General features: G+C 73.7%; 16 protein-coding genes and 1 pseudogene. 12 read left to right on the forward strand and 5 right to left on the reverse strand.

Going from position 1 to position 22,608, the window contains the following annotated elements:
• From JWR81_RS20075 to purH, 3 genes are all read left to right on the forward strand, one after another.
• The coding region (locus JWR81_RS20075) for a hypothetical protein (protein WP_297654984.1) at window positions 1-524 on the forward strand (524 nt) is incomplete at its 5' end.
• 245 nt (window positions 525-769) lie between these two features.
• Window positions 770-1,408, forward strand: coding sequence for a phosphoribosylglycinamide formyltransferase (gene purN, locus JWR81_RS20080; RefSeq protein WP_297654987.1), 639 nt, complete (start codon window positions 770-772; stop codon window positions 1,406-1,408).
• Window positions 1,405-3,000: a bifunctional phosphoribosylaminoimidazolecarboxamide formyltransferase/IMP cyclohydrolase gene (gene purH / locus JWR81_RS20085; RefSeq protein WP_297654990.1), complete on the forward strand. Its 1,596-nt coding sequence runs from the start codon at window positions 1,405-1,407 to the stop codon at window positions 2,998-3,000. Before purN ends, purH begins: the two co-directional genes overlap by 4 nt.
• Before the next feature lie 147 nt (window positions 3,001-3,147).
• Here the strand turns inward: purH and JWR81_RS20090 are convergent, their stop codons facing one another.
• The 4 genes from JWR81_RS20090 to JWR81_RS20105 all read right to left on the reverse strand — a co-directional run bounded on the left by JWR81_RS20090 (window position 3,148) and on the right by JWR81_RS20105 (window position 7,690).
• On the reverse strand, window positions 3,148-3,303 hold the full coding sequence (locus tag JWR81_RS20090) for a hypothetical protein (RefSeq protein WP_297654993.1): 156 nt from the start codon (window positions 3,301-3,303) through the stop codon (window positions 3,148-3,150).
• A 5-nt stretch (window positions 3,304-3,308) separates the two neighbouring features.
• Window positions 3,309-4,388, reverse strand: a complete 1,080-nt coding sequence (locus JWR81_RS20095; RefSeq protein WP_297654996.1) for a glycosyltransferase family 2 protein — start codon at window positions 4,386-4,388, stop codon at window positions 3,309-3,311.
• A gap of 61 nt (window positions 4,389-4,449) precedes the next feature.
• The gene (locus tag JWR81_RS20100; RefSeq protein ID WP_297654999.1) at window positions 4,450-5,931 is read right to left on the reverse strand and encodes a CoA transferase; all 1,482 of its coding nucleotides are present in this window, start codon (window positions 5,929-5,931) and stop codon (window positions 4,450-4,452) included.
• Window positions 5,924-7,690, reverse strand: a complete 1,767-nt coding sequence (locus JWR81_RS20105; RefSeq protein WP_297655002.1) for an acyclic terpene utilization AtuA family protein — start codon at window positions 7,688-7,690, stop codon at window positions 5,924-5,926. Before JWR81_RS20105 ends, JWR81_RS20100 begins: the two co-directional genes overlap by 8 nt.
• Window positions 7,691-7,774: 84 nt before the next feature.
• Here JWR81_RS20105 and JWR81_RS20110 point away from each other — a divergent pair, with 84 nt between their 5' ends.
• The 4 genes and pseudogenes from JWR81_RS20110 to JWR81_RS20125 all read left to right on the forward strand — a co-directional run.
• Window positions 7,775-8,713: a LysR family transcriptional regulator gene (locus JWR81_RS20110; RefSeq protein ID WP_297655093.1), complete on the forward strand. Its 939-nt coding sequence runs from the start codon at window positions 7,775-7,777 to the stop codon at window positions 8,711-8,713.
• 107 nt (window positions 8,714-8,820) lie between these two features.
• Window positions 8,821-9,588 carry an SDR family NAD(P)-dependent oxidoreductase gene (locus JWR81_RS20115; RefSeq protein WP_297655005.1) on the forward strand — a complete coding sequence of 256 codons (768 nt, stop codon included), beginning with the start codon at window positions 8,821-8,823 and terminating at the stop codon, window positions 9,586-9,588.
• A 309-nt stretch (window positions 9,589-9,897) separates the two neighbouring features.
• Window positions 9,898-10,581: a hypothetical protein gene (locus JWR81_RS20120; protein ID WP_297655104.1), complete on the forward strand. Its 684-nt coding sequence runs from the start codon at window positions 9,898-9,900 to the stop codon at window positions 10,579-10,581.
• Window positions 10,582-11,241: 660 nt separating this feature from the next.
• Window positions 11,242-12,495 (forward strand): annotated as a pseudogene (locus JWR81_RS20125) (DNA polymerase Y family protein); the annotation flags it as partial.
• 887 nt (window positions 12,496-13,382) lie between these two features.
• Here the strand turns inward: JWR81_RS20125 and JWR81_RS20130 are convergent.
• Window positions 13,383-14,393 carry a LacI family DNA-binding transcriptional regulator gene (locus JWR81_RS20130; RefSeq protein ID WP_297655008.1) on the reverse strand — a complete coding sequence of 337 codons (1,011 nt, stop codon included), beginning with the start codon at window positions 14,391-14,393 and terminating at the stop codon, window positions 13,383-13,385.
• A gap of 226 nt (window positions 14,394-14,619) precedes the next feature.
• Between JWR81_RS20130 and JWR81_RS20135 the strand changes: the two genes are divergently transcribed.
• From JWR81_RS20135 to JWR81_RS20155, 5 genes are all read left to right on the forward strand, one after another.
• The gene (locus JWR81_RS20135; RefSeq protein ID WP_297655011.1) at window positions 14,620-15,735 is read left to right on the forward strand and encodes a substrate-binding domain-containing protein; all 1,116 of its coding nucleotides are present in this window, start codon (window positions 14,620-14,622) and stop codon (window positions 15,733-15,735) included.
• A 230-nt stretch (window positions 15,736-15,965) separates the two neighbouring features.
• Window positions 15,966-17,012 (forward strand): ABC transporter permease, encoded by a 1,047-nt coding sequence (locus JWR81_RS20140; RefSeq protein ID WP_297655014.1) that lies wholly within the window; start codon window positions 15,966-15,968, stop codon window positions 17,010-17,012.
• Entirely contained in the window at window positions 17,009-17,782 is a 774-nt protein-coding gene (locus JWR81_RS20145) for an ATP-binding cassette domain-containing protein (RefSeq protein ID WP_297655017.1), read from the forward strand. Before JWR81_RS20140 ends, JWR81_RS20145 begins: the two co-directional genes overlap by 4 nt.
• A 677-nt stretch (window positions 17,783-18,459) precedes the next feature.
• Window positions 18,460-19,014 carry a L,D-transpeptidase gene (locus JWR81_RS20150; RefSeq protein WP_297655020.1) on the forward strand — a complete coding sequence of 185 codons (555 nt, stop codon included), beginning with the start codon at window positions 18,460-18,462 and terminating at the stop codon, window positions 19,012-19,014.
• 237 nt (window positions 19,015-19,251) lie between these two features.
• Complete coding sequence (locus tag JWR81_RS20155) at window positions 19,252-22,581, forward strand: error-prone DNA polymerase (RefSeq protein WP_297655023.1); 3,330 nt, start codon at window positions 19,252-19,254, stop codon at window positions 22,579-22,581.
• Window positions 22,582-22,608: the final 27 nt, after the last annotated feature.

Raw genomic sequence — 22,608 nt, forward strand, 5'->3', positions numbered from 1 at the left:
GCCGGGCGCGGGCGGAGGCGGAGGCGGAGGCGGCCGAGGGGGGGCAGGCCGGCACGAGCGACGGGGACGGCGGCGCGGAGGACCACGGCGGGGACGCGCGCGGCCGCAGCGACGGCCGTGCTGACGAGGACCGCGCTGACGAGGACCGCGCTGACGACGGCCGCGCTGACGGCCGTGCTGACGAGGACCGTGCTGACGACGGCCGCGCTGACGGCCGTGCTGACGAGGACCGTGCTGACGAGGACGAGGACGGTGAACGCGCGGACAGCGCGGACCACGACCGATCCGATCGGCGCCCCGGCAACGAGCCCGCCGACGACGGGCTCGGCGAGGGGCTCGACGAGGACCGGGCGGTCGGGGAGAGCCGTGATCGGGACCGGTCCGGCATCGACTCGCACCCCTCCGCAACGCGGAACCGGCCCGCGGACGAGGACGAGGACGAGGACGAGCCCGCGCCCCGCACCGTCGCCGAGCTCGTCGCGCTGCGCGCCCGGCAGGCGGCCGCGGCGGCGGAGCAGAAGTAGGCACGATCACCAGGACGATTCAGCCCACACCGGGCCCACTCCCCGACGGGACTGCCGTGGGTGTTTCGACGGCTATGCGACTGATCCGTCCGGTCCGCTAGGGACCGAGCTGCGCCCGGGGTGGCGGGCGGACACCGCCGGCGCCACCGCAACGGGGCCTCCCGCGACGCCGACCGGGGTGTGACCTGCGCCGCGGCCTAGGCTGGAGGGGTCTTCCTGCATCCCCCGTCCGCCGAGGAGCCCGCGTGTCCGCGCCGTCGCGTCCGCCCTACCGGGTCCAGATCCCCGTCCCGGCACGGGTCGTGGTCCTGGTGTCCGGGTCGGGCACGCTGCTGCAGTCGCTGCTCGACGCCCCCGACCTCCCCGCGCAGGTCGTCGCCGTCGGGGCCGACCGCGGCGACATCGAGGGGCTCGCCCGCGCCGAGCGCGCCGGCATCCCGACGTTCACGGTGCGCGTCAAGGACCACGCCGACCGGGCCGCCTGGGACGCCGCGCTGGCCAAGGCCGTCGCCGAGCACCGCCCCGACCTCGTCGTGAGCGCGGGCTTCATGAAGATCCTCGGCCCGGGGTTCCTGGCGGGCGTGGGCGCCCCGATGATCAACACGCATCCCGCGCTGCTGCCGTCGTTCCCCGGCACCCACGGGGTGGCCGACGCCCTGGCCTACGGCGTCAAGCTCACGGGGGCCACGGTGCACATCGTCGACGAGGGCATGGACACCGGCCCCGTGCTGGCGCAGGCGGCCGTCGCGGTGGAGCCGGGCGACACCGTCGAGGCACTGCACGAACGCATCAAGATCGAGGAGCGGCGGTTGCTCGTGGGCACCGTCGCCGCGCTGGCCCGGCAGGGGGCCACCGTGAACGGACGAGAGGTGACCATCCCGTGAGCGAGCTCGCGAGCGAACCATCCGCGCAGCGTGCCGGTGAACGACGTCCCGTCAAGCGGGCGCTGATCAGCGTCTACGACAAGGCCGGGCTGCTGGGGCTGGCCACCGGGCTGCACGCGCTGGGCGTCGAGATCGTCTCCACCGGTTCCACGGCGCAGCGCATCGCCGACGCAGGCGTGCCCGTCACGCCCGTCGAGGAGCTCACCGGCTTCCCCGAGTGCCTCGACGGCCGCGTGAAGACGCTGCACCCCCGCGTGCACGCCGGCCTGCTGGCCGACACCCGCAAGCCTGAGCACCTCGCGCAGCTCAAGCAGCTGAACATCGCCCCGTTCGACCTGCTGGTGAGCAACCTCTACCCGTTCACCGAGACGGTCGCGTCCGGCGCGGCGCCCGCCGAGTGTGTCGAGCAGATCGACATCGGGGGCCCCGCGATGGTGCGGGCCTCGGCGAAGAACCACGACAGCGTGGCCGTCGTCGTCGATCCCGAGCGCTACGAGTGGGTGCTCGAGCAGGTCAAGAACGGCGGGTTCGCGCTGGAGGACCGGCGGCTGCTCGCGGCCGACGCGTTCCGCCACACCGCCACCTACGACGTCGCCGTCGCGACCTGGATGGACAACGTGCTCGCCCCCGACCCCGAAGGCGGGATCTTCCCGAGCTGGGTCGGCGGCAGCTGGGAGCGCTGCGCCACCCTGCGCTACGGCGAGAACCCGCACCAGGCCGCCGCGCTGTACGTCTCGGGCGCGGGCGGGCTGGCCGACGCCGAGCAGCTGCACGGCAAGGCGATGTCGTACAACAACTACGTCGACTCCGACGCCGCATGGCGCGCCGCGCACGACCACGGCGACGCCCCGACCGTCGCGATCATCAAGCACGCCAACCCGTGCGGCATCGCGATCGGCACCGACGTCGCCGACGCCCACCGCAAGGCGCACGCCACCGACCCGGTCAGCGCGTTCGGCGGCGTGATCGCCACGAACACCGAGGTCAGCGTCGCGATGGCCGAACAGGTCGCCGAGATCTTCACCGAGGTCGTGCTGGCCCCGTCCTACGCCGACGGCGCGCTGGAGGTGCTCGCACGGAAGAAGAACGTGCGCGTGCTGCGCCTCGCCACGCCCGCGCAGCAGGGCGGCGTCGAGATGCGCCCGATCTCCGGCGGGGTGCTGCTGCAGGAGCGCGACGCCATCGACGCTCCCGGCGACGACCCCGCCAACTGGACGCTCGCCACCGGCGAGCAGGCGTCCGACGAGGTGCTCGCCGACCTCGCGTTCGCCTGGCGGGCCTGCCGTGCGGTGAAGTCCAACGCGATCCTGCTGGCGTCGGGCCTCGCGGCCGTCGGCGTCGGGATGGGGCAGGTCAACCGTGTGGACGCTGCGCAGCTCGCCGTCTCCCGCGCAGGTGAGCGGGCCGCGGGGTCCGTGGCGGCGTCGGACGCGTTCTTCCCGTTCGCCGACGGCCTGCAGGTGCTGCTCGACGCCGGGGTGCGCGCCGTGGTGCAGCCGGGTGGCTCCGTGCGCGACGCGGAGTCGACCGAGGCCGCGGCCAAGGCCGGCATCACGATGTACCACACGGGCACCCGCCACTTCGCCCACTGATCACGGGCGAAGCCGCCGGCCCGCGAGTCGGCACGTCCGGGTGCGCCGGTCGGCCCGCGGTGGCGGCGCCGCGACGGTGATCACGGCTCGCGCAACCTGGAGCAGGTCGTCACCTGCATCAGGTTGCGCGACGGGTGATCATGCCGGTCACCGCCGGCGGCGGGGGAGCAGCCGGCCCAGGGCGAACGCCGCGGCCAGCAGCGTGCACCCGGCCACCACGTACCAGAGCACCTCCAGCCCGCCGACCACCACGACGCCGACCGGCATCGCGGTCAGCGCGGTACTGCCGAACTTGCCGTACACGTTCCTCAGACCTCCCGGGTGACCAGCGGGACCGCCGGGTGGTGCCAGTAGGCCGCGCGACGGACGAGCGCGTCCGCGGCGGCGCGTAGGAACACCGCCTGCTGGAACAGGTCGTAGCCGAACTCGACGACGATCGGCGCGGCCAGCGCCATCCCGCGCCGTCCCTGGCCGCGCACGGTCCAGACCCGCTCGACGACGAACAGCGCGGCGACGCCGAGCCAGAACCCGCGCGGAGCGCCGAGCTCCCCGTGCGCTGCGAACAGTGTCGTGGCCAGCAGGAACAGCGTGACGGCCACGATCCCGGCGTACATGGCGGCCTGCTTCGCGGCGTACGGCAGCGTGACCCGGGTCAGGCCATAGGCACGCAGGTTCTCCAGCGCCCCGCGTTGCCACCGCAGCCGCTGGTGCCACAGGTCGGCCCAGGTGGTCATCAACTCGGTGACCACCCCGCACTCCGAGGGTGATGCGGCCGCGTATCCGAGGGTCTTCGCGGCGAGGGTGATCTCGTTGTCCTCGGTGAGCGCCCGCGTGTCGTACACCGACCCGTGACGGCCGGGCAGGACATCGCCGCGGGCGTCGGCGATCTCCCGCAGCACCCGCGCGCGGAACAGCGTCGCGGTGCCCGTGAGCACCGTCGCCCGGCCCCGACGGCGCCCGACCTCGCGGGCGTAGCGGGCGTACTCGTTGCGCTGCAGCGCTCCGAGGAGCCCGCAACCGGGTCGTCCGGTGAAGACCCCGCCCACGGCGCCGGTGCCCGGGCGCCCGCGCAACCATGTGCACGCGGCGGCGAGGAAGCCGGGCACGATCGCCGAGTCGGCGTCCATGACCAGCACGAGGTCGCCGTCGGCGAGGGTGGGCAGCAGCGTGTCGAGGGCCTGGTTGAGCGCGCCGGCCTTGCGCGCGGTGTTGCCCGCTGTCTCCACGACGTCGGCACCGAGCCGGGTGGCCACGGCGACGGTGCCGTCACTGCAGTCGTCGGCGACCACGACCACCTGGTCGGGTACGACGCTTTGCGCGGACAGTGACCCCAGAGCCTCCGGAAGGGTGTTCTCCTCGTTGTGGGCGGGGACCAGCACCACGAGCATGTGGCTCAGTGTGTACGGCCGAACGGAGTAGTCCCAGTCTTGATCTGGGAGCGCTGTTGGGCTAGCTCACCCACTCGGGTCGTGACGATCCGCGCGGCACCAGCACGTGTCGGTAGCGGCCCGGCGTGGCCGACATCCGGACCTGGTCGGTGACGCCCTGGTAGCGGCCCATCGGGGTGTCGGCGGTGAACGTCTCGGGGTCGAGATAGGCGTGTTCGCCGCCGGTGTCGGCGATCTCCTGGGCGTAGCCGAGGTCGAACACCCCCAGCCCGAGGATCCACGACGCCACCCGGCTGAGTGAGACGTGCACCGCCCAGCTGCCGCCCTCGCGCGCCCGTCGGCCCAGCGCGGCGGCGACACCGGCCGCCGTGAGCCAGGACACGATGTAGTCGTTGACCACGAGTATCGGCGAGAGCCGTGGTGCCCCGCCGCCGCCTTCGAGATCGGCCATGCCGGTGAGCGCGCCGGCCGTCTGGTCGAACCCGACGCGGTCGGCCCACGGCCCGGACGTGCCGTTGAGCGAGTTGGTGGCGTGGATGATCCCCGGACGGATCTCGGCGGCCTCCTCGGCCGACAGCCCGATCGAGGCGAGGTAGCCGGGGCGGCGGTTGGCGTAGAACACGTCGGCGCCGGCAAGCAGCGCGCGGATGCGCTCGCGGTCGCGGTGGGGGCTCAGCGTGGCGGACCGGACGCCGACGTTGGCCGTGACGTAGGTGGTGTCGTGCTCCAGCTCGGTGGGGCGCCACAGGTTGAGCGCGTCGGCGCCGTGCAGGGCGAGCGTGCGGCCCACCCCGGCCCCGGCGATGACGTGGCCCATGCCCAGCGCCCGGATGCCGTCGAGCGGCTGCTCCGCACCCGGCCTCAGCGGCTCCGAGGCGCTCTCGCCGATCTTCCGGATCTCGACGATCGGCGCGTGCGCGAGGTGATCGCGGTACTGGGCCTCGGCGAGGAACTCCGTGGGCGTGCGCACCAGCGGCATGACGACGCCGGTGGCGGCACCGGCCTCCTCCAGCTCGTGGCCGTCCCAGCGGGCGATGGCCGCCGCGACCGCCTCGGGGTCGTCCGGGGTGCCCAGCAGCTTCTGCGCCGCGACCTTGATCTTCGGGTACGGGTTGAGCGGCATCACCCAGCGGTCGTCGCGGGTGCGGTGGAACATGAAGCCCAGCGCCTGCGTGGGGTTGGACGGCGTGGCGGCCGGATAGCCGTTGAGCAGCTCCCAGCGCCGGTCGTAGAACGGGCAGAGCCGGTGCGGCGCCACGCGCAGGTCCATCGCGATGTCCTGGCCGGGCCCGCCGCGGGCGCGGTGCAGCGCCGCGACCGCGACCGACTTGGCCACCAGCGCCAGCGCCGACGCCGCCCCGAGCCGCAGCGGGCTGGGCACCACGGGGTCGGCACCTTCGAAGGTGATGGAACCTCCGGTGTCCTCGGCGGAGAGCCCGAGGCCCGCGAGCACCTCGTCGAGTGCGCCGTGGACGTTGAAGAAGTCGTCGGTGGCGGGGTGCGCGACGGTGGCCGCGATCCGGTCGGTCAGGGAGTCAGCCACGTGCGGTCTCCAGGAGTGCCTCGGGAACGGTGACGTGCTTGGACCGGAGGTACTCGCCGACCGACTTGCCGATCTGGTCCACCCGCAGGTTCGACGAGCCGCCGGTGCCGAGCAGCCCCTTGAGCACGACGTGCACCGCGCGCAGATGCGGGAACTCGTGGCGGACGATCTCCAGGTCCTTCGCCTCGGGGAGCAGCGCGCGGATGCCCTCGGTGGAGAGCGTGGTGCGCAGCCACTCCCACGCGTCGGGGGCGGGCACCCAGATGCCGACGTTGGCGTTGCCGCCCTTGTCGCCGCTGCGGGCGTGGGCGAGCGTGCCGAGCGGCACCCGGCGTCCCCCGGTGACCGGCGCCGGTGGCTCCGGCTGCACGGGCTGCGGCTCCACCGACGACGTGGACGGCACCGGCGCCTCCAGCACCGTGCCGTCGTCGAGCACGGCGCGGTGGGGCACCAGCTCGGCAGGCAGCAGCGCGGGCCAGTAGTCGATGCGCGACCACGGCTCGCTCACCCGCTGGGCGTGCCCGTCGTGGTGGAAGCCGGGGAAGCCCTGCAGGTAGAGGCTGCCGACGGCGGGGGCGAACCGCCGCAGCGGCTCGGGATCCCGTGCCGTGGCCATGACCCGGATTCCGACGGTGGCCTCCCACTGCGTGGCCGGATCCTCGGCCGCCGTGCCCAGCGCGGTGACGTCCAGCTCGTCGACGTACCCCTCGAGCTGCGCGCGGAGCTGGGCGCGCAGCAGCGCCACCTTCACCGCGACGTCCGGGCCGGTGCAGAACAGCATCTGCGAGATCTCGTAGCCGATCGGCGCGAACACCGCGACCTTGGCCGTGGGCGGCGGTGCCGAGCCCGCGACCGGCGCGATCGCCACGCGGTCCGTCCCCACCTGGCTCAGCTGCACCGTCTCGAGGTGCACCGTGGCGTCGGGGTTGAGGTAGCGGGGGCCCTGGATCTCGTAGACGAGCTGGGCCGTGACCGTGTCGACCGTGACCATGCCGCCGTCGCGGGCGTGCTTGGTGATCACGCTGCTGCCGTCGGCCGCGACCTCCGCGATGGGGAAGCCGGGCTTGAGCATGCCGGGCACGTCGCGGAAGCCGGAGAAGTTGCCGCCCGTGGCGTGGGCGCCGCACTCGATGATGTGGCCCGCGGTGACGGCGCCGGCGAGCGGCCCGTAGTCGTCCGGCGTCCAGCCGTGCCACCACGCGGCCGGGCCCGCCGTGAGCGAGGCGTCGGTGACCCGTCCGGTGACGACGATGTCGGCGCCCGCCCCCAGCGCCGCGGCGATGCCGAAGCCGCCGAGGTAGGCGTTGGCCGCGATCGGCTCGACGCCCCAGTCCTTGAGCGGGGCACCGGTGTCGAGGTGCTCCATGCCGTGGCCTTCGGCGTGGTACGTCGCGAGCTCGTCCAGCACGTTGTCACCCTCGACGTGCGCGACCCGCAGGCTCACCCCGGCCTCGGCGATCAGGCCGCGCAGGGCCTCCGCCAGCCCGGCCGGGTCGAAGCCGCCGGCGTTGGTGACGACCTTGACGCCGCGTTCCGCGATGGCGGCGAGATGCGGCCTCACCTGCTGCAGGAAGTAGGCGACGTACCCACCGCCGGCGTCGCGGCGGTACCCGGCCGCGAGCGCCGCGAGGGTGACCTCCGCCAGGTAGTCGCCCATCAGGACGTCGACCTGGTCGCCTGCCATCACCTCGTCGATCGCGGTGTACCGATCACCGAGGTAGCCCGAGAAGTTGCCGATCCGCACCGATCGCCTGGTCATGATCCGACCGTAGTTCGGCCCACCGTCACCGGGCCACGACCGATCCCGACTTGTCCACAGGACCGCTACGGTCACACCGTGGAGATGTTCCACCTGCGCTACTTCCTCGCCGTCGCCGACGAGCTGCACTTCACCCGTGCCGCCGAGCGACTGCGGATGGCCGCGTCCCCGTTGAGCAGGCGGATCCGCGACCTCGAGCGCGAGCTCGGCGCCGACCTCTTCGTGCGCACCCACCACCGGGTCGCGCTCACGGCCGCGGGCGAGGCGCTGCTGCCGCACGCGCGCGACGTCGTTGGCCGGTTCGACGCGCTCGCCGCCGTCGTGCGCACGACCGGCCCGCAGCGCCGCTCCGTCGTCGTGGGGGTGGCGCCGGACGTCGCCCCCGAGGTCCGTGACACCTTCCTCGCTCGGCTGCACGGCCTCGCGCGGCTGCCGGGCCTGGACGTCCGGTTGCATCCCGACAACACCGCGCCGTTGGTGCGCGCCGTGCGGGCCCGGGAGATCGACATCGCCTTCGTGCACGGCCGCGTCACCGGTGCCGATCTCACCACCGTGCGGGTCGACGAGCAGCCCGCCGGGGTCGCGGTCGGGTCCGGCACCGGGTTCGACGGCCGGACGTCGGTGCGCCTCGGCGAGCTGGCCTGGCTGCCCTACGCCTCGATCAGCCAGGACGCCGCTCCGTCGGTCTACAAGCCCACCGACGACTTGCTCGTCCGGCACGGGGTGGTGCGGCGCATCGAGCTCGACAGTCACCATCCGGCCGACCTCGCGCACATCGTCGCGGCCGGGCAGGCGTTCACGATCGTCGGCCTGGAGACGGGGGCCACCCACAAGGCGTTCGTGGGCGAGCCGGTGCTGGTCCTGCCGGTGGACGGCACCGACCTCCGGCTCACCACGGACGCGGTGTGGCGCACGGACCGGGACGTGCCCGGTGACGTGGTGGCCGACCTCGCCGTGGCCGTCATCCACAGGCCGCCCGAGTTGTCCACAGCTGTGGGCGGAGATGTGCACAAGTCGAACTGACGTTCGATTCCGACGAAGGAGATGGTCCATGCACCTGCCCTGCCACGCAGTTCCAGGACGCGAACACCCGACCGCCGTCCGGCCCGGCCACCTCGGGAGGGCCTGAGATGGGTGACTTCGAGGGGATGACCGCGCTGGTCACGGGCGGTGCGTCGGGCATCGGGGCGGCGATCGCCGCGGAGCTGACGGCCCGGGGCGCGCGCGTGGCCGTGCTGGACCGCGATCGCGCCGAGGCCCCCGCCGGTGGCGTCGCCGTGCAGGCCGACGTCACCGACGACGCGTCCGTGCGCGCCGCCGTCGCCGAGGCGGTCACGGCGCTGGGTGGCCTGGACGTGCTCGTCAACAACGCCGGGATCGGTGCGGTCGGCGGAGTGGCCGACAACGACGACGCGGAGTGGCACCACGTGCTCGACGTCAACGTCGTCGGCCTGGCGCGCGTCACCCGCGCGGCGCTGCCTGCGCTGCGCGAGGCCGGGGCCCGGGAGCCGGGGCGGGCGGCGATCGTGAACACCTGCTCGATCGCCGCGACCGCAGGGCTGCCGTCGCGGGTGCTGTACTCGGCGAGCAAGGGCGCCGTGCTGTCGCTGTCGCTGGCGATGGCCGCGGACCTGCTGGGCGACGGCATCCGCGTGAACGCCGTCAACCCGGGCACCGCTGACACCCCGTGGATCGGAAGGCTGCTCGACCAGGCCTCCGACCCGGACGGCGAGCGGGCCGCGCTCGAGGCGCGCCAGCCGCACGGCAGGCTGGTGTCGGCGGCCGAGGTGGCGCACGCCGTCGCGTACCTGGCCGGGCCCGGTGCCGGCTCGACCACCGGTACCTCGCTGGCCGTGGACGGCGGGATGCAGGGGCTGCGGCTGCGGCCCCGCGCGTGACACGGCAGTCGGCTCGCGCTGCGCCGTCCGGCCGTGAGCGCGGTCGTCGCCGGGATGTGTACGCCGGGTCGTCGCGGGTGTCACCCGGGCAGGGCTTGAGAGGACCCTTTCGGCCGGGTTAGAGTTCGAACAGACGTTCGATCTCGCCGACTTCCCCGCGGCGTGACTGCCGGGAGGTATGCCGTGGGTGACGCCGCTGTGCGCAGCGTGCTCGGAAGAAGCGGAGCGGGCGGGGTGCGGCCCGATGCCGCCAGCCGGCTGGAAGTGGCGCGGGGACTGCTGCGCGGACTGGAGGACCGCACAGCGGGCGTGCGGCCCGTGGCGACGCCCGACGACGACGTGTCCCTCGGTCCGGCGGCCGGTGGCCGGGTGCTGCCGGTGGTGGCGCCGCTGGCCCGGCTGCTGCCCGCCGGGGGACTGCGCCGCGGGTCCACCGTCGCCGTCCCGGGCGGGCCGGGGGCCACGTCGCTGCTGCTGGCCCTGCTCGCCGGGGCGTCCGGAGGCGGGGCGTGGATCGGGGTGGTCGGGCGCCCGGAGCTGGGGCTGGTGGCCGCCGCCGAGGCGGGTGTGCGGCTCGACCGGCTGGCGCTGGTGCCGCACCCCGGCACCGACCTGCTGGCGGTCTCCACCGCCCTGCTCGACGGCATGGACATCGTCGCCGTCGCGGGCACCGAGCGGGCCGGGGTGCGTGCGGCCGACCGCCGGCGGCTCGCCGCCCGGGCCCGGCAGCGCGGTGCGGTGCTGCTGGCTCTGGGTCCCTGGCCCGGGGCCGACGTCGAGCTGAGCTGCACCGACGTGCAGTGGAGGGGCGTCGGGACCGGGGCCGACGGCGGAAGCGGACGGCTGTGTGCGCGTCGGGCCCGCGTGTGGCTGCGCGGACGCGGCATCGCCTCGGCCGGGCGCACCGCACGGCTGCTGCTGCCCGCCTCCGGTGGGGCGGTGGGCGGCGAGCAGGAGCATCCGGTGCCGAGCCCGGTCCGGGTGGCGGGGTGATGGGCCGCCCCGGCAGGCGACGCCCGCGCCCCCTCCCACCGATCACGGGCGGGTGGCTCCCGACCTCCGCGGCCGGAGGGCCGCTGCCCGGCGGCGGGGCGATCATGGACGGAGGGCTGTTGACCAGCGGAGGGCCGCTGTCCCGCGGCCGGGCGATCGCGGGGGGAGGGCTCCCGACCACCGGTGGCCCGGCGATCCCGGGCGGGTGGCGTTCCCCTCCTGCCCTGGTGGACGCCAGTGGGCACACCGCCTCCCTCCCGCTGTTCACGGGCAGAAGGCGGCCGGCGGAGATCGTCGGGGCGCCCTTCGCCCGGGATCAGCGGGGTGGCCACGACCACCCTCCGCGGGTCGGGGTCGGGGTGCGCGCGGGTCGGGTCCGGGTGCGGCCCGCGACCGTCACCGGCCGCCTGAACCCCGGCCCGCTCCGCCGCCCCGCGCCCGGGCCGTGGAGGCCGGCATGACCGCCGCGTGCGGTGCGGGACGTGCACCGGTGCAGCTCCTGCACCGCGGACGCCGATCACGTTCCGCCACCGCTCCCCGGAGGCACGTCGGTCGGGGTGATGATCAGCGTTCGCGGGACATGAGCTGCACCGGCGCAGCTCATGTCCCGCAGGTGCCGATCACGGTCGGTGGGGCGTCGTGAGCGCTGCCCCGGTGCAGGTGCTGGCGCTGTGGTGCCCCGACTGGCCGGTCACCGCAGCCGCCCGCGCCGCGCACGTGCCCCCGCACCGGCCCGCGGCGGTGTTCGTGGCCAACCGGGTGCTGGCCTGCTCGGCGGTGGCCAGGGCGCAAGGGATCCGGCGCGGCCTGCGCCGCCGGGAGGCCCAGGCCCGCTGCCCCGATCTCGCCGTCCTCGCCCCCGACCCCGACCGGGACGCCCGCGCGTTCGAGCCCGTCGTGGTCGCCGTCGAGGAGCTGGCGCCGGGGGTGGAGGTGGTGCGGCCGGGGCTCGTGGCGCTCGCGGCCAAGGGGCCTGTCGGGTTCTTCGGTGGCGAGCTGCCCGCAGCCGAACGGCTGGTGGACCAGGTCGCGGCGCGCACCGGCGTGGAGTGCCAGGTGGGGTTCGCCGACGGGCTGTTCGCCGCCGTCCTCGCCGCCCGGCGGGGGTTGTCGGTCGCCCCGGGCGACACGCCCGCATTCCTCGCCGCGCTCGGGGTCGAGGAGCTCGACCGCGAACCTGACGTCGACCGCTCCGAGCTGGTCGGGCTGCTGGGCAGGCTCGGGCTGCGCAGCCTGGGCGCGTTCGCCACCCTCGACGCCGACGACGTCGCGTCCCGCTTCGGGGCCGACGCCGTGCTGTGTCACCGCCTCGCCCGCGGCCTGGACCCCCGCCCACCGGTGCGCCGTCGCCCGCCCGAGGAGCTGACGGTCGAGGTCGAGCTGGACCCTCCCGTCGACCGGGTCGACGCCGCCGCGTTCGCTGCCCGCGGGCTGGCCGAGCGGCTGCACCACACGCTGGCCGGCCACGGGCTGTCGTGCACGCGGCTCGGGGTGGCGGCGCGGACGGTGTCGGGGGAGGAGTTGCACCGCGTCTGGCGCTGCGCCGAGCCGCTCACCCCGTCCGGCACCGTCGACCGCGTCCGCTGGCAGCTCGACGCCTGGCTCACCCGCTCGGCCCGGCAGCGTCCGGTTTCCGGCGGAGCCGCCGGCCCGGCCGGGGACCCGGCGCCGGAGGAGGTGCCCGGTGGCCCCGGCGCGGTGTCCCGGCTGTGGCTCGTGCCGGAGGAGACGGTCGCCGCGGGTGCGCTGCAGATGGGGTTGTGGGGCGATGTCGGCGAGTCCGACGAGCGGGCCGGCCGCGCGCTGGTGCGGGTCCAGGCCCTGCTGGGGCCCGAGGCCGTGGTCACCGCGGTGCTCGTCGGCGGGCGCGATCCCGCCGAGCAGGTGCGGCTGGTGCCCTGGGGCGACGAGCGCCCCGCGTCGGAGGTCGCGGGCCGGCCCGATCCCGGTCCGGTGATCGAGGGTTCGGGACCTGGCGCCGCACGTGGTGCGGTCACGCGTCCCGAACCGGTGATCACGGGAGGGGCGAGTGCGCGGGCCGGGGCCGCGGAGGTCCGGGCCGGAGCGCCGGTACCGGTGATCGACGGTTCGCGACGTGCCACAGCACGGGGAGCGGTCGTGCGTCCCGACCCGATGATCACGCGCGGGCGGCACGCGGGGAGCGGGGCGGCGGCCGCGGAGGAGGCCGGGAACGGGCGTCCCCGTGCGGTGATCACCGATCGGGGACCGGCGGCCGTCTCTGACGCGGCCCACGGTCCCGACCCGGTGATCACCGGTGGCGGCCCGGGGCGGAGGTCCACGGGGGCGCTGCCCGCCTCGGACGACCCCACCGACCGGCCCCGAGGCGCGTCGAGCCCGTCGGCTGCCGGTGTCGGGAAGCGACCTGCCGCCGGCGGGGCGGGCGCCCCCCGACACCCCCGCTCCACGAACCGCCGCCGCGTGCCCACCCGCCGGTCCACCGGAGGGGCCGCGGTACGGGAGACGCCGCCGTCGTGGCCGGGGCGGCTGCCCGCGCCGTCGCCGGCCACCGTGCCGCTGCAGCCGCTGCCCGCCGAGCTGCTCGACGCCGAGGACGGGCCGGTGCGGCTCGCCGCTCCCGACCTGCTGACGGCGCCCCCGCACCGCCTCGTCGTCGACGGGGGCGGGAGCAGGGTCGTGCAGGGCTGGGCGGGGCCGTGGCCGGTGCAGCAGCGGTGGTGGGCGCCGAGTGCCGTCGCGAGCAGCAGGGTGCAGGTGGTGGGGGAGGACGGCGCGGCGTTCCTGCTCGTCGTCCGGGAGGGGCGGTGGTGGGTGACGGGGATCTACGACTGACCGGGCGCGGGCCCCGCGATCTCCCCCGATCCGCGCTGGATCAGCCGGGTGGGCACCACGTAGGTGTGCGAGGGGGCGGTGTCGCCGTCCAGCCGCCGGAACAGGACCGTCGCGGCCAGCCGGCCGATCGCCTCGACGTCCTGGGCCACGACGGTGATCCCGGGCCGCAGCATGTCCGCCAGCGGGAAGTCGTCGAAGCCGACCATCGCCACGGAGCTCTCCAGCCCGAGCGTCCGCAGCGCCCGGCTGGCCCCGATGGTCACCAGGTTCTGGCTGGTGAACAGGGCGGTGGGCGGATTCGGTCCGGTCAGCAGCGCGGTGGTCACCGCGATCGCCGTGTCGACGTCGGTGACGTCCTGTCGCAGGAGGTGCTCCTCGACGGGCACGCGTGCGAGCTCCAGGGCGCACGTGTAGCCGTCGAAGCGCGCCGAGGCGGTGGCCACGGAGGCGCGGTCGCCGAGGTAGGCGATGCGCCGGTGTCCGTGGTCGAGCAGTTGCTGCACGCCGGTCACCGCACCGTTGTGGTTGTCCACGACGACGGCGTCGGCGTCGAGGTGGGTCGGGGGGCGATCGACGAAGACGAGGCAGGTGCCGGCGCTCCGCTCGGTGCTCAGATAGCTGTGGTCGTGGCTCGACGGCATGATCACGAGCCCGTCGACGCGGCGGTCGATGAGCGCGGAGGCGAGCTCCGGTTCGCGGGCGGGGTCGTCGTCGAGGCTCCCGATGAGCACCACGGTCTTCCGCTCGCGGGCGACGTCCTCCACCGTGCGCATCAGGGCCGCGGAGAACGGGTTGGCGACGTCTCCCACGAGCATGCCGATGGTGGAGGTGCGTCGGTCGCTGCGCCGGAGGCTGCTGGCCGTCAGGTTCGGCCGGTAACCCAGCTTGCCGGCGGCGTCCTGCACCCGCGCGGTGAGCCCGGGGTCGACGCTGCTGACGCCGTTCACCACCCGCGACACCGTCTTGAGCGACACCCCGGCCAGTGCCGCGACGTCCCGCATCGTTGGGCGATGACGCACCTGCGGTGCGTCGGAGTCCTGTATAGGCATCGTTGTCCGATCCTGGGTCCTTCGTTACCGACCTGTTGTGAGCAGCCGCCTTCACGGCGTATTGACGTGATCGGGGTCACAGGCAAATATCGGCGAGACAACGTTATCCCAACGGCGGGATGCAGGGGTCATCACCGGCCGGCGGAGGGACCACACGACAGAAGGGCTCACCATGGACATGGCATCACCGATTTCGGGGAAGCGACGCCCGTCGCGCACCGGGACGAGGATCGCCGTCGCCGGGGTCGCGGCGGTCGCCGCGGTCTCCCTCGCGGCCTGTGGCTCGTCGAGCACGGCCGGTTCCTCGAATCAGGCCGCCGGCGGTCCGGTCGGCGTCTCGCTGATCCTCAAGACGCTGACGAACCCGTACTTCGTCTCGATGGAGAACGACGCCAAGACCGCAGCGGCCAAGGACGGCGTCAACCTCACGGTCGCCGCCGGCACCAAGGACGGCGACACCCAGACGCAGATCAACGCGATCGACAACGCCATCTCCCGCGGTGACAAGGGCATTATGATCACCACGAACGGTGATGCGGTGAACGCGGCGCTGAACCAGGCCAAGCAGGCCGGGCTGTTCGTCATCGCGCTCGACACGGCTACCAACCCGGCCTCCACCGCCGACATCACCTACGCCACCGACAACGAAGCGGCGGGCAAGCTCGACGGCCAGTACGCGGCGGCGGCGCTCGGCGGCAAGCCCGCGATCATCGCGATGCTCGACCTCTACAACAACCAGGTCGTCTCCGTCGACATCGATCGCGACCACGGCTTCCTCGAGGGCATGGGCATCAACCCCGGCAGCACGACCGAGAACGGCAAGGAGGCTCCGACGGGCAACTACTCCGGCGGCAGCTACACGATCGCGTGCCACCAGCCCACCCAGGGCGCGGTCGACGGTGGCCGCACCGCCATGGAGAACTGCCTCTCGGCCAACCCGAACATCAACGTCGTCTACGCGATCAACGAGCCTGCCGGTGAGGGTGCCTTCAACGCCCTGCAGGCCGGGGGCAAGAACGCCCAGGCCAAGATCTATGCGATCGACGGCAGCTGCGCCGGTCTGAAGCTCGTCACGAGCGGCGAGTTCGCCTCGGACGCCACCCAGTACCCGGGCAAGATGGCCAGCCTCGGCGTCGACTCCATCGCCCAGCTCGCCAAGGGCGGCCCCAAGCCCACTGACACCGCCGGCAAGTCCTTCTTCGACACCGGCACCGCGCTGGTCGCCACCCAGCCGTTCGGCGGCATCACCATGCAGTCCCCGACCGCCGCCGCCGCCACGTGCTGGGGCGGCTGACCCACCGGGCTGGGCCCTCATCCCGATAGGGCCGGACGTGCCGGCGAGCCTCACATGACCTCGCCGGCACGTCCGCCCACCGCGCCCGGTCGCGGCGCGGTGCGCCTGACCGACCGAGCCCTATCGCTGCCGGAGTTGCCGGACCACACTGGCCGGCCCGCAGTAGACATCTCCTCGTCGACGGCCCGCAGTCGTGCCTCCGGGCCATGGACGTACCGAAAGGGGTCCCCGTGACCACCGACACCACCCGAGACGCCCCTCCTCCTGCACCCCCCGCACCCCTGGACGAGCTCCGGGGCCGCCCCACCACGCTGGGGCAGCGGGTCCACGCGGTGCTGCACCGCCAGCCCGCGCTGAGCCCGGCCATCGTGCTCGTGCTCGCGGGCGTGGTGTTCTCGCTGCTCAACCCCCGCTTCTACTCCCTGCAGAACCTCTCGCTGGTGGCCCAGCAGGTCTCCGTGGTCGGGTCGCTGGCCGTGGGGCAGACGCTGATCATCCTCACCGCGGGCATCGACCTGTCGATCGGTGCGATCATGGTGCTGTCGTCGCTGGTCATGGCGAAGCTGGTGTTCGACTCCGGCGTGCCGGGCGCGCTGGCGCTGCTCATCGGCGCGGTGCTGGCCGTGCTGGCCCAGGGGGTCAACGGCTTCCTGGTCACGCGGGTCAAGCTGCCCCCGTTCATCGTCACCCTGGGCACGCTGAGCATCTTCACCGCGATCACGCTGATCTACGCCAAGGGACAGACGATCGCGCTGCCGCAGGACTCCTTCATCCTGTGGACCGCGCAGCCGATCAAGATCGGGTCGCTGAACCTCACCACCGGCGTGGTGCTGATGATCGTGCTGTACGCGGCGATCGGGTTCGCCCTGCGCTACACGGCGTGGGGGCGGCACCTCTACGCGGTCGGCGACGACGCGGAGGCCTCGCGCCTCGCGGGCATCCAGGTCAACCGCGTCCTGCTCAGCGCGTACATGGTGGCGGGCATCGCGGTCGCGGTCGCGGCCTGGATCGTCTGCGGCCGTGTCGGCGGCGGTGACCCCAACAGCGGCACCAACGCCAACCTGGAGTCCATCACCGCCGTGGTCATCGGCGGTACCAGCCTGTTCGGCGGGCGCGGCGTGGTCATCGGCTCGCTCATCGGGGCACTGATCGTGCAGGTCTTCGACAACGGTCTGGCGCTCGCCGGCTTCGACCCCAACTACCAGGTGCTCGCCGTGGGCATCCTGGTGATCCTCGCCGTCTCGGTCGACCAGTGGATCAGGAGCGTGAAGGCATGACCACCCCCGTACTCGAGGCCACAGGCCTCGTCAAGCTGTTCGGCATGGTCGTCGGACTCTCGGGCGTCGACCTGCAGCTCTACCCAGGCGAGGTGCTCGCCGTCATCGGGGACAACGGCGCCGGCAAGTCGACGCTGATCAAGTGCCTGTCGGGAGCGATGGTCCCCGACCAGGGCGTCATCTCCGTCGACGGCAAGGAGGTGCAGTTCAAGCGTCCCCAGGACGCCCGCGCGGCCGGGATCGAGACCGTCTACCAGACGCTCGCCGTCGCGCCCGCCCTCGACATCGCCAGCAACCTCTTCCTGGCTCGGGAGGTCCGCCGCAAGGGCCCGCTCGGCTCGGTGCTGCGGATGCTCGACACCGGCGCGATGAAGAAGCAGGCGAGCGACTACATCAACCGCCTGGGCATCAGCACGCTGCAGAACATCAACCAGGCCGTGGAGACGCTCTCCGGTGGCCAGCGCCAGGCCGTTGCGGTGGCCCGCGCCGGTGCCTTCGGCAGCAAGGTCGTGATCCTCGACGAGCCGACCGCGGCGCTCGGTGTCCGGGAGACCGGCCAGGTGCTGAACCTGGTGCGCGACCTGCGGGAGCAGGGGCTGGGCGTCATCCTCATCAGCCACAACATGCCCAACGTGTTCGAGGTGGCCGATCGCATCCACATCCAGCGGCTCGGCGGGAGCGCCGGTGTGATCACGCCGAAGTCGCACACGATGGAGCAAGCGGTCGCGATCATGACCGGCGCGAAGAAGTTGGAGCCCGCGCCGGCCTGAGGACGATCTCGGGCCGGCGACAGCGTTCAGCGTCGCCCGCGTGCGGATCGGTGAGCTGGCCGGGCGCCCGGGGTGAGCACCCGGGCGCTGCGCCACTACGAGCAACGGGGCCTGCTGGCCGTGCGCGGGCGCGCCGACGGCTACCGCGACTTCGACGAGCACGTCCGCGTGGTCGCGGAGATCCCCGGTCGCTGGTGGGCCTCGGGTTCGCGCTGGAGGAGTCCGTCCGTTCGTCGAGTGCCTGCGGGCGGGCGCCCGACGGGGCAAATGCCCCGCCGCGCAGGCGGTCCACCAGCGCGAGCTCGCCGAGGTGGACGGCTGGATCGGCCGCCTGCCGGCCGTCCGCGAGGAGATCACCGCGCAGACCGAGCCCCGCTGCGCCTTCGACCGCCCCATCGAGGAGCCGACATGAACCCAGGTCGTAGGAGCCAAGCCGAAGGCGGCCCTGATGCGGGCGATCGAGGAGCACCTGCCCGCCCGCGCGGTCTCCGTGTGACACACAACACGTTTGCACCGGATCCTGCATCGCCGCTGGTGCGGAACGCGCAAAGCCGACAGACCTGCAGGTAGCGCCGTCAGGTGAAGCGACCCGGCCCAGCAAGGTGAGCCGAACGGCGCAACCTCCCCGGTCCGGGTGCGTCGTTGGAGGAAAGACGTTCGACGGCGTGAGGATCGGTATGGGCAAGCACAGCAAGCAGTCGCACCTGCGTCGGACGGCGGGCGTGGCGACTGCTGCGGCGGCGATGGGCGTGGGCTCGTTGCTGCTGGGGGGGCCGTCCGCGATGGCGGCACCGGGCCCGAGCACGGCGCCGGCGAACGGCACGGCGCCGGCGAACGGCACCGCGCCGGCGGGGGACCCCGCGGATCCGCAGCTGGTGGACGGGACGCCGTGCACGGTGACGGCCAAGGCGTGCGTCGACCTCGCGAGCCGGGAGGCGTGGCTGATCAACGACGGCCAGGTCGTCGGGGGCCCGGTGCCGATCATGCCCGGTGCGCCCAGCGAACCGACCCCGGTCGGCACGTTCACCGTGCAGTGGAAGGACAAGAACCACGTGAGCAAGGAGTACGACAACGCCCCGATGCCCAACTCGGTGTTCTTCGCCGACGGAGGGGTGGCCTTCCACGAGGGCAGCCTGAACAGGTACTCCGCGGGCTGCGTGCACCTGTCGCAGGCCGACTCGCTGAACTTCTACAACACCCTGCAGGTCGGCGACCAGGTCCAGGTGCACTGAGCCCTGCCGGTCCCAGCGCGCCGGCGCGAGGTGCTTCCGGATGGTGCGGTTCTCGGTCAGCAGCCGCCGGCGCCCGGCCACGGCCTTGGCGCAGATGAGGCGGTCGAAGGGGTCGCGGGTCCAGGTGAGGTCGGTGGCTGCACCACCACCTCGGAGAACGGCGTCGTGCTGACGCGGATCCTGACCGTGACCAGGTCGGCGGTTGAGTCATGATCGAACGTGTGTTCGACTGTCCGGATGGGATGGAACAACCCGGACGTACCGTGGAGTGAGCTGGAGGCGGCGCTGTCCGGGCGCCCGCGCGACGGCTCGAGCCTCACCGGAGGCCCCGAGGCCGACGGTGGCGACAGCCCCGCCTGGTCGCGCAAGCGCGGGCCCTACGTCCCGCCCGAGATGCCCGCGCCCGAGGACCGGGTGCCCTACGCCGAGCTGCACTGCCACTCCAACTTCAGCTTCCTCGACGGCGCGAGCCACCCCGAGGAGCTGGTGGAGCAGGCCGCGCGGCTGGGGCTGGAGGCCATCGCCCTCACCGACCACGACGGCATGTACGGGGTCGCCCGGTTCGCGGAGGCGGCCGCCGAGCTGAACGTGCGCACCGTCCTCGGCGCCGAGCTCTCCCTCGGGCTCACCGCCCCACAGAACGGCGTGGCCGATCCCGAGGGCAGCCACCTGCTGCTGCTCGCGCGCGGTCCCGAGGGCTACGGGGCGCTGTGCCGCACCATCAGCACCGCGCAGCTGCGGGGGGAGGAGAAGGGGCGGCCGGTCTACGACCTGGAGGAGGTCGTCGCCGACACGGCCGGGCAGGTGCTGGTCCTCACCGGCTGTCGCAAGGGGGCGGTCCGGCAGGCCCTGCGCACCGGGGGGCGCGACGCCGCGGCCCGCGAGCTGCGGGCGCTGGTCGAGCGGTTCGGCGCCGACCACGTGGCCGTCGAGCTCACCCACGCCGGGCTGCCCACCGACACCGAGCACAACGACGTCCTCGCCGCCCTCGCCCGCGACGCCTGCCTGCCGACGGTGGCCACCACCGCCGCGCACTACGCCACCCCGCGCCGGTTCCCGCTGGCCACGGCGCTGGCGGCGGTGCGGGCCCGGCGCAGCCTCGACGACGCGGACGGCTGGCTGCCCGCGGCGGGCACCGCCCGCCTGCGCTCCGGGGCGGAGATGGCGGCCCGGTTCGACCACCGCCACCCGGGCGCGGTGGCGCGGGCGGCGGCGTTCGGCCGGGAGCTGGCCTTCCCGCTGCGGCTGGTGGCGCCCGAGCTGCCCTCGTTCGACGAGCCGGGCAAGCCCGAGCGGGAGCGGTTGCGCGAGCTCGTCCGCTGCGGGGTGGTCCGGCGCTACGGCAGCGAGAGCGAGCGTCCCGACGCCGTCGCGATGGTGGAGCACGAGCTGGGGATCATCGAGGCGAAGAACTTCCCCGGCTACTTCCTGATCGTCCACGACATCGTCGAGTTCTGCCGGAAGCAGAACATCCTCTGCCAGGGCCGGGGCTCCGCCGCGAACTCCGCCGTCTGCTACGCGCTGGGCATCACCAACGTCGACGCCGTGCGGCACGGCCTGCTGTTCGAGCGGTTCCTCTCCCCGGAGCGCGACGGCTACCCCGACATCGACCTGGACATCGAGTCCGGCCGTCGAGAGGAGGTCATCCAGTACGTCTACGGCCGCTACGGGCGGGGCTGCGCGGCGCAGGTGGCCAACGTGATCACCTACCGGCCGCGCTCGGCGGTGCGCGACATGGCCAAGGCGCTGGGCTTCTCCCCGGGGCAGCAGGACGCGTGGAGCAAGCGCATCGAGCGCTGGTCGGGCCTCGCCGACGCCCCGCTGCCCGAGGGCATGCCGGCGCAGGTCGTGGAGCTGGCCGACGACCTGCTCGGCTTCCCCCGCCATCTCGGCATCCACTCCGGCGGCATGGTCATCTGCGACCGTCCCGTCTCGGAGGTGGTGCCCGTCGAGTGGGCGCGGATGGAGAACCGCACCGTCGTGCAGTGGGACAAGGACGACTGCGCCTACGCCGGGCTGGTCAAGTTCGACCTGCTCGGGCTCGGGATGCTGACGGCGCTGCACCAGATGATCGACCTGGTCGCCGAGCACCACGACCGGCACGTGGAGCTGCACGAGCTGGGCGAGAGCGACGACGGCGTCTACGACATGCTCTGTCGCGCCGACTCGGTGGGCGTGTTCCAGGTGGAGTCCCGCGCGCAGATGGCCACGCTGCCCCGCCTGAAGCCCCGCAAGTTCTACGACCTCGTGGTGGAGGTCGCGCTGATCCGGCCCGGCCCGATCCAGGGTGGCTCGGTGCACCCCTACATCCAGCGCCGCAACGGCGCCGACTGGGAGCACGACCACCCGCTGATGAAGAACGCGCTGGACAAGACCTACGGCGTGCCCCTGTTCCAGGAGCAGCTCATGCAGATCGCGGTGGACGTGGGCGGGTTCAGCCCCGCCGACGCCGACGAGCTGCGCCGCGCGATGGGCTCCAAGCGGTCCACGGAGAAGATGGAGAACCTGCGCGAGCGGCTCTTCACCGGTATGGCGGCCAACGGCATCACCGGCGAGCTGGCCGAGAAGATCTTCGCCAAGATGCTGGCGTTCGCCAACTTCGGCTTCCCCGAGAGCCACTCCATCAGCTTCGCCGCGCTCGTCTACTACAGCGCGTGGTTCAAGCTCTACCACCCGGCGGCGTTCTGCGTGGCGCTGCTCAACTCCCAGCCCATGGGCTTCTACTCGCCGCAGTCGCTGGTGGCCGACGCCCGGCGGCACGGGGTGCTGGCCCGCGGCCCGGACGTCAACCTCGGCCGCGCCGAGGCGGTCCTGCAGCCCGACCCGCTCAGCGAGGGCGGGCAGGCGATCCGGCTGGGCACGGCCGAGGTGCGCGGCATCGGGCTCGACCTCGCCGAGGCGATCGACGCCGAGCGCGACGGGCACGGCCCCTTCCGCGACCTCGCCGACCTGGCCCGCCGCGTCCGGCTCACCGTGCCGCAGGCCGAGGCGCTGGCCACGGCGGGCGCGTTCGGGTGCTTCGGGGTGGACCGCCGGTCGGCATTGTGGGCGGCGGGGGTGGTGGCGTCGGTGCGGCCCGAGCAGCTGCCCGGCACCGCCGTCGGCCTGGACGCGCCGGCGCTGCCCGGCATGACCGCCGCCGAGCTCACCGTCGCCGACGTGTGGGCCACCGGCGTCTCGCCCGACAGCCACCCGATGCAGCACCTGCGCGAGCGGATGGACGGCCTCGGTGCGATCCCGATCGACCGGCTCGCCGCGCTGGACGCGCCCAGCGACCCGGAGCTGCGGCCGCCCCGCGTGCTGGTGGCGGGCCTCGTCACGCATCGGCAGCGGCCCGCCACCGCGAAGGGCGTCACGTTCATCAACCTCGAGGACGAGAGCGGGATGCTCAACGTCACCTGCTCGGAGGGGCTGTGGGCGCGCTACCGCACCGTCGCGATCGGCAGCTCCGCGCTGCTCGTCCGCGGCCGGTTGGAGCGCAGCCCGGAGGGGGTGCTCAACCTGGTGGCCGACCGCTTGCAGCGCCTCCGGCTCGCCGTCGCGGTGGCCTCGCGGGACTTCCGCTGACGGGGAACAGCGATCAGGGACGCGACG

This window comes from Pseudonocardia sp. (assembly GCF_025965585.1).
GTDB lineage: Bacteria > Actinomycetota > Actinomycetes > Mycobacteriales > Pseudonocardiaceae > Pseudonocardia.